The organism is Ferroplasma sp., from assembly GCF_037442045.1.
GTDB lineage: Archaea > Thermoplasmatota > Thermoplasmata > Thermoplasmatales > Thermoplasmataceae > Ferroplasma.
In genome coordinates this window covers 1-10409 of sequence record NZ_JBBIRC010000046.1, presented here as the reverse complement: position 1 = coordinate 10409, position 10409 = coordinate 1, and the positions used below count along the sequence as shown (strand labels likewise).

8 protein-coding genes are annotated in these 10409 nt (G+C 34.5%); 4 read left to right on the top strand and 4 right to left on the bottom strand.

From position 1 onward, the window contains the following. Positions 1 to 207 precede the first annotated feature (207 nt). The 4 genes from WKI77_RS06320 to WKI77_RS06305 form a co-directional block, all read right to left on the bottom strand. Positions 208 to 351, bottom strand: a complete 144-nt coding sequence (locus WKI77_RS06320) for a hypothetical protein (protein WP_337860984.1) — start codon at positions 349 to 351, stop codon at positions 208 to 210. 24 nt (positions 352 to 375) lie between these two features. After that, positions 376 to 1470, bottom strand: a complete 1095-nt coding sequence (locus tag WKI77_RS06315; RefSeq protein ID WP_337860983.1) for a zinc ribbon domain-containing protein — start codon at positions 1468 to 1470, stop codon at positions 376 to 378. A gap of 161 nt (positions 1471 to 1631) precedes the next feature. Further along, a complete protein-coding gene (locus tag WKI77_RS06310) occupies positions 1632 to 2345 on the bottom strand; it encodes an alanyl-tRNA editing protein (RefSeq protein WP_337860982.1) in 714 nt (237 codons plus the stop codon). 65 nt (positions 2346 to 2410) lie between these two features. Continuing rightward, entirely contained in the window at positions 2411 to 3169 is a 759-nt protein-coding gene (locus WKI77_RS06305; RefSeq protein WP_337860981.1) for a hypothetical protein, read from the bottom strand. A 133-nt stretch (positions 3170 to 3302) separates the two neighbouring features. On the opposite strand from WKI77_RS06305, the gene WKI77_RS06300 reads away from it, so the two are divergent. The 4 genes from WKI77_RS06300 to WKI77_RS06285 form a co-directional block, all read left to right on the top strand. Then, complete coding sequence (locus WKI77_RS06300; protein WP_337860980.1) at positions 3303 to 3593, top strand: ribbon-helix-helix domain-containing protein; 291 nt, start codon at positions 3303 to 3305, stop codon at positions 3591 to 3593. 30 nt (positions 3594 to 3623) lie between these two features. Continuing rightward, positions 3624 to 5234, top strand: a complete 1611-nt coding sequence (gene pheT / locus WKI77_RS06295; protein WP_337860979.1) for a phenylalanine--tRNA ligase subunit beta — start codon at positions 3624 to 3626, stop codon at positions 5232 to 5234. A 172-nt stretch (positions 5235 to 5406) separates the two neighbouring features. Then, positions 5407 to 6711 (top strand): APC family permease, encoded by a 1305-nt coding sequence (locus tag WKI77_RS06290; RefSeq protein ID WP_337860978.1) that lies wholly within the window; start codon positions 5407 to 5409, stop codon positions 6709 to 6711. Between the two features lie 47 nt (positions 6712 to 6758). After that, positions 6759 to 10409: carboxypeptidase regulatory-like domain-containing protein (locus tag WKI77_RS06285; RefSeq protein WP_337860977.1), on the top strand; the 3651-nt coding region annotated here is incomplete at its 3' end.

Sequence of the window (10409 nt, the reverse complement as noted above, 5' to 3'; positions counted from 1 at the left end):
CCCGTTTATTTCTTCAACTACAGTAATTTGATCTACATTCTTCACATTATATATAGCACCAGGATGCTTTCTCATCTAAATTAACTCCAAAACCCCATTATATTGTTTAAACTACTTCATTTGAATATAATTAAATTTAAAATTAATTTACTTCAATTTATCTCTTCTGTGCTTGTTGATTCGGCCTTTTTTAGTGTTTCTGGGCTTTTAATCTATGTAATAGTTGTAACTTGCAGGTATGGCACCTATAATCACTATTCCAGGAATGGATACAATGTTGCATGTATACACCGGAAGAGTGAAAAAGTTAGAAGCAAAAACGGATAAGTAAATAATCTGAGCTACAGCCACATTAAATATGCGCATAGCAATATATTATGGCTGCCTTCTTCCCATAACGTTGTTGATAATAATATTGTACGGCCCTACATAGTCTCTGTTCAGTGTTTGGCCGCATTTTGTGCATTCCATAGACATATCTGAATTTATTTTGTATTCAACATTTCCACAGTTTGGGCAGGCACTGCGGATCCATAATTCATCCGGAGGGGTTTTTATTCTTTCCTGAATTTTTTTTGCTGGATCAGGGTTTTCAGCATTTCCTGAATTACCTATATCCGAATTTTTTGAAGCTTTTCTATTCCTGTCCACCATGTAAAAAGTTAAAGTATAAAGCCCTGCAAATGCCCAGATAAATACAAAAGCTGATATAATGGAGGCTATAATCACGTTATTTGAAAATGCAGTAATTGCAAACTCAATGAATGATGATACGAAACTTGCAAGAACTGTTCTGAACAATCCATATCTTATATAAATAAAGCTCAATACCATTGTTGAGAGATAAATCAATACGGAATCGGCTAAATTGTAATTTGTAATTAAAACTGATACAGCTGCCGGCACCAGCATAAAAATTACAGTATAATTTTTCACCTTCCCATAAGGATTAAGAAAGATGGAGAGCTTAAACTTCTTGGTAGCCAGAAGGACTATTGCAAGCAAGACTGTAATTGGTACAAACTCAAATATAAGAACCTGAAATACGGAGCTCATAAGGTAAATGAAATTCTGTTTTCCCAGTGGCATATGGCTCACAGAGCTTATGGCAATAGAAGGGTCAAATACTTCAATAATCACTGATGAAAATACCAGAACAGCAAGATAAACCGAAAGGGCAGAAAAGTAATAGGCATTGTTTTTCACATCAAAACTTGCAAATTTTGCATTATTATAAAAAAATGGGAAAAATGAAGCTATTGCCATAATAATGCCTATTGCTATGAGCACATATGCTATGTTTGCCGTGATCGTAATATTAAGATAAAAATAACTGCCCGACATTCCTTTTATTGAATCAATATCCTTTATGAGAAACGGGATTGTGAAGAAAAATGCAACAATAGCGATGGCAATTCCTGCATACGCAATGCCCCTGTTCATTTTATTAATTAAATCCAGTTCATTCATATAAAATCAGATAAAATACACTTAATTGAATTTATCGGTTATAGCCAGATCTTCTAAATTTCAATTACACATATAAATTAATTATATTAAATTCCTCCATTCACAGCTTCAGCGGCATGGATTCCAAGACTCCTTATAAATGGGAAATAAATAAGCATAATTTATTTTAGAGTTATTGTAAGCCTCTTGTCTATTTTGCCTTTAACGGTTGAACTTGCAATTTCAATTTCTCCGACTTCACCAGTTGTTCCTGTATAAAGTCCATAGTCAGCCTGCAATGGTAGCCCCGATATGTTTATAACCCTGAGTTCTTCATCATCTGGCAATGTTCCAGTAGAATATGAAAGCCTCTGTTTCTCTCTGGGAAAATCATTGTTGTTCATGTATTGAATTTTTACAGGAATGTTTTCCTTCACTATTTTGTTTGCTTCCTCCGATATATTTTTAACTATATCTTCAGTGATATTATCAATATAAAGGTCTATCCACGCTTTATCATCATAAGTCTGGCCTATTCTTGATTTTGCATTGTAGAATTTATATGCCAGGCCTGAAAGTATAAACATTGCAGTCCTGAATCTCATATGTATGTTTCTGACGTTCCAGTCAAGTTTCTGAGTTATTGTTTTTCCGGCTGTATTGTCTGGATATGTGTCAAGTGAAATAAGGTGTATATAGTCCCCATCAGTCCAGACATCCACTATTCCAAATGTTTTTCCATCAATTACAATCTCTCCTTTGTCATTTTGCTGTCCATATATGGTTGGGAAAAATATGGTTTTGTCCACGGTAAGGTCTGTAAATTCACACATAACAACCTTCCCCTCGCATTCTTTTAAATATGAGTCTTTTAAATCTAACTGTTCTGTTGTCATTAAGCACATAAGAACTAATTTATATATAATTTTATTTTTATTTTTCAATTTATAATATCATTTTTTTATACTTCATTTATATTTCCAGAAAATTCTTCATAAAGAACGTATTTGATTTTAACCAATTTTTCCATTCTATTGTAATAATTTTTATGGCGCATGAAATCGAACGTTATGAAATTAATATTGTCATAATATATATCCATCAATATCAGCGGCTCCGGATCTGCTAAGTAGGTAAATTTCTTCTCCCTGGAAAATGGGTCTTTATATCCCATCAGGGCAAATGCCATCATGCTTCTTATCTGGTGCCATACAAAGCTTTTACCATAAACGTTGATTATGTAAAATCCATTATAGTATGTATAATCGATTGAATTAACAGTTCTGACAGTGTTTCTGATATCAAGCCTGCAAAAATTTTTGAAATCATGCTGGCCTGTAAACTCATTTAATTTTTCCATTAAATTTTTTATATCTACATCATCTGTTAAAATATACGAATATTTTTTCATGGAATTATGGCGGGGATTGAAATAGCCATCCAGCATCGCATAAGAATAAAAGAATATATTTGGAATTCTGGCATTTAAAATTCCCAATGCATCATCAATATTTTTTTCTGTATTTATAAGCATAACATTTCCTCTAGCAGATACATATCTGTCAGTTCTTGCTGCGCTTTCTATATTATTGCCTATTCTATATTTTTCGAGAACTCTAATAATAGAATCCTCAACACTATTATTTCCATTTCCCCTCTGAAAGCCAGTGAACATGCTGCCATCATACCCATATTTTATGAGGTAATACATTTCTCTCATTTTTCATAAGAAATATCTAATATATATTATTATAGAAAGCACAGTGAAAAAACTGATTTTAACAATAATATTCATAGTATCCAGGCAGGGATATGGGAAAACTTTATATTGGCAGTTAATTTAATGCATTCAGATGTCAGTTCCGTACAGAATTACCATAAGAGTCTCTGAAGACCTTCTCGATCAACTTCAGGAAATAGTAGACAGAAACCAGTATAACAGCATTTCTGAAGCAATACGTGCAGCAATTAATGAATTCATAATAAAAAACCACAACAACGTTACAAGCAACGTTGATCTTAAATTGCCCAGAAATATATATACTGAACTCGAAGAAGAGGTAAATAACGGCAATGCTATTTCAGTAAATGACCTTATAAGATTTATATTAAAAGAGTATGCAAAGGGAAAAACAAAAAACTAAATTTATATAAATTATAGATATAGGTTCTTAATGGTAGTCATAAAAGATGAAAAACAAAATTTAATCAATGATATAGGTGCTACTTATTATTCAAAATTAAACGATTTTGCAGGTATTATTGGTTATTCAATTGAAGAGAATGATAATGAATTAAAAATAGAATTTAATCCTGACCGCCCTGACCTCTTTTCATTTTACGCATTGAAATGCAATATGAAAATATTTTATGATGGAAATTACCGGATAAAACCTGTCCTTGGCAGATCTGACACGTTGTTACATGCAGATGCCTCTTCAAAAGCTGAGAGGCCATATGCAATGTCCTTTTTTGCACATGGGAAAAAGCTTGGAAAGTATTATAGCCATATAATAGACTATCAGGAAAAACTTCATGAAAATATAGGCAAGTCAAGGAAAAAGATGGCTATAGGAATACACGACCTTGATAATATATCACCACCATTCAATTTCACTATGAAAAATAAAGAAACTTTAGAATTTACCACTTATGACAATTTCCATGGCACTGCAAAGGAAATACTGGAAAAACATGATAAGGGAAAGGAATTTAAAAAACTCATTTCATCAGATAAAATGGTGCCAGTTATACTGGATAAAGACAACGATGTATTATCCATGCCGCCGATCATTAACGGCATTAAATCCAGAATAAGTGAAAATACGTCCCGGCTTTTTTTTGACATTACCGGCACGGACTACAATGCGGTACTTTCTGCAATGTACCTTTTTGCCTATGAGATGTACTATCTGGGCTATGAAGTATCAATTTCAGATGATAATAAAGAAGCAATCCAATATGACTGGAGGGAAATAGAGCTCACCCACAGGGAAATTCAAAAGCTCATGGGCATTGAACCTGAAAATTCCACTATTTTGCTGAGAAAGATGGGATACAGGTGTGATGTCATGTCTGGCGGATACAGCGTATATGTGCCAGGAAACCGTGTTGATGTCATGGGGCCAGTCGATGTTATTGAGGATATAGCAAAAGCATATGGCTATGGCAATATCCAGTTACAACCGCTGAATACCGGTGGTACTGGCACTCCATTTTCCTTTAATGAAGATGAAAATATAATAAAGGACATACTCATATCTATAAATTATCAGGAAGTCAGGACATTTGTTTTAAATTCCGGGGAATTTTACAGGAATACAGAATATTCAGGAGAAGTATCCATTGCAAATCCGAAAAGCCTGGAATATTCAGTAATAAGGGATAAGCTGTTTCCAGGTATGATGAATCTCCTTGCCATAAATAAGAGGCGAAAGCTTCCTTTAAAGATATTTGAGGCAGGTGATGTTGTAGTTTCAGGAAAGCAGGAAAACCATCTTTCAGTAATTTACTCTAGTTCAAAAGCTTCATACTCTGATATTTACGGAGTACTGGAATACTTAATGCACAGAACAGTTAATGTGGATACAAAAGTGCTGCAGGGCAATCATAAAGAAATCATTGCAGGAAGAGGTGGAGATATAATAGCAAATAACATGAATTTAGGAATAATAGGTGAAATGTCTCCTTTACTTCTTCAGGACTTTGGAATCCAGAATCCTGTCGCATTCCTTGAGATCAATCTTGATAATTTATTTACACTTTTAAAAAGCAATAATGCGTGAGGCAACTTGCCATAAAATGGCTGTTATCCTCTACATTTTTACCGGCACATAGTTTTATTAAAAAACAATTTGCATCCGTTTTCAGCATATGACCAATGCAATACCATAAATAATAATTTTAACGATGCAATAATACCTACCAATGGAATCCATAAATCTCAAAGGGGCAGTAATGCAGTCATTTACTTCTATAGGGCCAATGCTGGATTTTATCGCACTGTTTTCCATTATAGCAGCATATTCAGGGTCTATGCTTCCGTTTGTAATTATGTTTTCATTCCTTCTTTCCTATTTTACACTATATACACTATATTCATTTTCAAAGATGTATATTACAAATGGTGGTTATTATTCATACGTTGGAAATGCTCTTGGCAAAGCTTCCGGTTTTTTTGTTTTATTGCTTTACATTATATATTCAATACTGACAGTTCCAAATATTTCCCTTTTTATCTCCGGATTTCTATATTCCATTCTTCAGCTGTTCGGATTTAATAATACTTTCAGCAAATATATATTTTTAATAGTGTTTATTGCAGCAGTATACTTTGTTGTTTCAAGAGGATTGAAAGCTTCTATCAGATACACACTCATTGCCGGATTTCTTGAAATTATATTTATTATTTTCATGAGCATTATATTTATAATATTCAGGTCTCCGGATTTCTCATTCTCTGGAATAAAGTTCTCTTTTAATCCATTTTTCTTTGGTGTTATATTCGGCATACTGGCTTTTTCCGGTGGTGGTTCCAGCATATTCCTTTCGGAACAAACATTCGGAGCGCATAAAAATACTCCAAAATCCCTGTTGATCTCTTTCAGCATATCAGGATTAATGATGGTTTTTTCGGCTTTTGCATTGCTTATCTTTGCAGGATTTACAGGACTTGCTGCCTACGAAACGAACTCATTTTATATAACAGAGCTTGTAAACACGAAGCTGGGAACACCATTTTTGATAATATTTTCATTCTTTGGAATTTTAAGTGCTTTTAATTTAAGTGTTTCATATTTAAATGCCTTCATTCACATGCTCCCAAAATTCTATCTTGATTTTAATATCCGCAAAAAATTCAACCGAAGTAAATTTTTGTCAGCATTATTCGCAGTTTCCATTGCAATTGGAATATTCAGTGGCTATTACGCTGGATTCTTCAATTCTTTTGTAATCATCGCCGGAATAATAAGTTTTATTTATATTATAATCCATGTTATATCAAATATATCACTGATGAAATTATTTAAAAGAAAAAAGCTGCTGGTTCCAGCTTTATCTTCAATTATACTTACAATTGCCTTTTTGCTTTCGCTTTATGGCAATAACGGCTATTTTGCTATTATTAATTATTTGCTCCTTGCACTTATAATAATTTCTATAATTATTGTACTGATTGTCAAAAGAAATTATCCCATATTTTATAGCAAAATTAAATTTGAATACCTTGCAAAAAAGTTACACGAAGGCAATAATGATTAAAAATAAGGTAAATTTTTATATTAAGATTTCATTATCGAAATTAATCTATGGAAATTACAGATCGAATTAAGCAAAATATAACCAGGCATCCAGAAGTACCGGTTCTGATATCTCTCTTTGCTCTTTACATGTTCTTCTCGAATTTTTTTGTTTGGTCACTGGCATTTCAGGACAATTACCTGAATGTATCTGGCGGAAGTGATCCCTACTTTAATTATTATATTGTTCAGTATATACTGAGCACACACACTCAATTAACCCATACAATTTTGCTTAATTATCCTGCTGGCACCGTAAATGCCAGACCACCATTCTATCAGTGGGGCATTGTATTTGCAGGATATTTACTGGCACCATTCACCGGACTTAAAATGGGCGCATATTATGCATTCATGGAATCTGATGCATTTTATGGTGCACTTTTAATTATTCCTGTATATCTTATCACAAAACAGATATTTGGCAAAAAAGCTGGTTTATTCGCGGCTTTACTGTTTACAATAATGCCGGGCAATTTAACATCAGGAATACTTACAGACGGAAGGGCACATACTCCGGAACTTATATTCGCATTCTTTTCAATATACTTCTTTGAAATGGCAGTTATTACTGCAAAGAAAGCTGTAATAATAAAAAAGCTCACAGACGTACATTCATACTTTAGTTCGATTAAGAATTATTATGATGAAAATAAAATAACCACAATATATGCACTCATGGCAGCAGTTTCCCTTGGGGGATTAATAGTATTCTGGCAGGGATATCCATACATAGAAGTTATACTTTTAATTTATGTTGTAGTTCAGCTTCTTTACAATTTATTCGCAAAGAAGCCAACTGGATATCTTACCTATATTACCACAATATATGTAGCAGCATCTTTTCCAATAGGATTTTATTATTATGATTTAACATCTATGCTTCATGCATGGTTTTTGCCACCACTGGCAATGGGTCTTATGATTATAGGATTCGGAATACTTATAAATATCGTTGCGAGAAAGCCATGGATAATAACAATACCTGCTCTTGTTCTTGTTACTATTGCTTCTCTGTTCATAATAAGCAAAACAAACCCAGCAATATTAAAGGAATTAATAACCGGCGACGGCTATTTCGTAAAATCAAGGGTGTATTCAACTATAGCTGAAGCCGCTGCATTACCCCTTGGCCAATATATATCCGACTTTGGCCCTGGTTTGTTCCTTCTTGGTATAGCAGGAGTTCCATTTATTTTCTATCGCTTTATAAAGACAAAAAGTGAAGGAATGCTTCTTGTTATTATATTTGCCATATTCTCTATATACATGAGTTTTACAGCCGGAAGATTTAATATCACCGCAGCGCCGGCATATGCAATACTTGGCGGAGGCCTTTTAATGTATTTTGTAGACATAATAAGGCATAATGAGTCTACAAAGAAATCCAGGCATGTATCAGGCAGAAAATCTCTCCGCAAAAATATAAGCGGCGTAACTGTTGGCTTTGCAGTTATAGTTGTATTAATTATGATTATACCATCAGGCATGGGTGCATTTTCAGCGGCTGTTCCAGAAAATAATGCGGCATCATATGACCATTTATTGAATTCAACTGTTCCAAAAGGATTAAGGCCAGACAACCCATTCGGAAATTATGGCCTGGTAATAGATAATAAAACGCAGCCTTTAGCTGCATCTTTCCAGTGGCTTGCAGATCAGAATACAAACGTATCTATACAGAACCGTCCTGGTTATGTATCATGGTGGGATTACGGATTTCAGGAGCTCGAAGAAGGGCAACATCCTACAGTAGCTGATGATTTCCAGCAGGGTATAGCCAGTGCAGGTCAAATGCTGCTTGCACAGAATCAGACTCAGGAAATATCATTATTCATTTCCAGGGTTCTTCAGACTCCCGGAGGCTATTTAAATGGCCATTTTAACAGCAGCATAACTGCTACATTGGATGAATACTTCGGTGCTAATGAAACAAAAATAATAGCAAACATGTATGGAAATCCACTGGCTTTCAAATCATTACTGTCAGAAAAGGCATACGGAGACCATGCTGTAAATGTAACCACGTCATACAATGCAAGGCATGCGCTTATCATGGGCAATCTCTCCACAAAATACAGTTTAACAACCTTGATTTCAGCATACAGCGCACTTGAAAAAGTTACAGGCTCATCAATATCATATATACAGGTTGACCATGGACTTTATCCATTTTCTGGTTCAGATCCAGGAATATTCTACGCACCTGCATATCTTACAGATACACCTTCATATACGGCAGATGGTGAAGTTGTACCAACAAATTACTATAATGTTGTGGCCGTAACCAGCACAGGCGCAGAGTATACCTTAAACAATTTGCCAACTGGTGTACCAGTAAGTGATTATTTGCTTAATTACACATCAGCTTTCTACAACACCACAGTATACAAGACCATATACGGATTCCCTGAATCTGACATTCACAATGTTACACATGTATATCCTGCATTTAACATGAGCAATTTTGAACTCGTTTACTATGCATCAGAATACAATCCAAGCAAGAACGCAAATTCAACAACACCAGGATGGACACTTATCCCAATTCAGGAGGCATACAAATATGAACAGGAAAAGAAAGGGACTGAGGTTCTACTTCCGCCAAGTTTAATAGGCCAGGAAGATCCAATCATAGAGTATTATCCAGGAGCCATTCTTCATGGAAGAGTTACAAGCTCCACAGGTGCAGGAATTGCAGGAGTCCATGTAACAATAAAGGATCAGTATGGCATTCCACATGAAGTTGTAACAACAAACAGTACAGGTTATTATTCAATAACTGGATTACCAGGGAACGACACTCTTGTATATACAACAGGAAGTGTAAATTCAGATACACTGGAAGGTACAAGCATTATAGGAACAAAACCAGTATATGTTTCACAGAATCAGGCCAGTAGATTAGGTAATTATAATATAAGTCAAAATCTCAAATTGCCAAGAAATGATGTGTATGGCTATGTAACATTAAATAATGGCAATTCTACCACAATCATGTCTGGTAACGTGACATTTACAAACACAACATATGGAATAAATACAACTGTGCCAATAACAAATGGAATATATTCAATCAGTAGTATTATACCATATGGATATAATGTGACATTAAAGTCGAGTGGAAAAACATATACAAACTTTGCAACTGCACAGGTTACAGGCGCTGCAGATCAATTGCAGAACCTTACAGTTAATATGGATAACATCACTGTCTCTGCATCAATAAACAGTTATGGTTTATCCGGTTATAAAATATACTTAAACGGCACTTCTGGAGACTATGCATTCACTGGGGTAACTTCATCATCCGGGTCCTATACATTTAATGATATCGTTCCTGGAACATATAATGTTACCATTAAAGCAAATGGAACTGAAGACAAATCAGTTGTCACTGTATCCGGATGGGGAAAATCAAAATCAGTATCACTCACACCTGAACTGACTGCAACTGTCTCTGGCAATACAGGTATTTCCAATGCAAAGATATCATTTTATTTTGACGGTGATGTCTCAGATGTACAGAATGTAACATCAAATAGCACTGGTGCATATAATATTTCAATGCCATACGGAATTTATACTGTGTACTCAAATACCACCAGTGGGGTATTTGTAAAAACAATAAATGTCACTGGGAATATGAAGCAGAATATA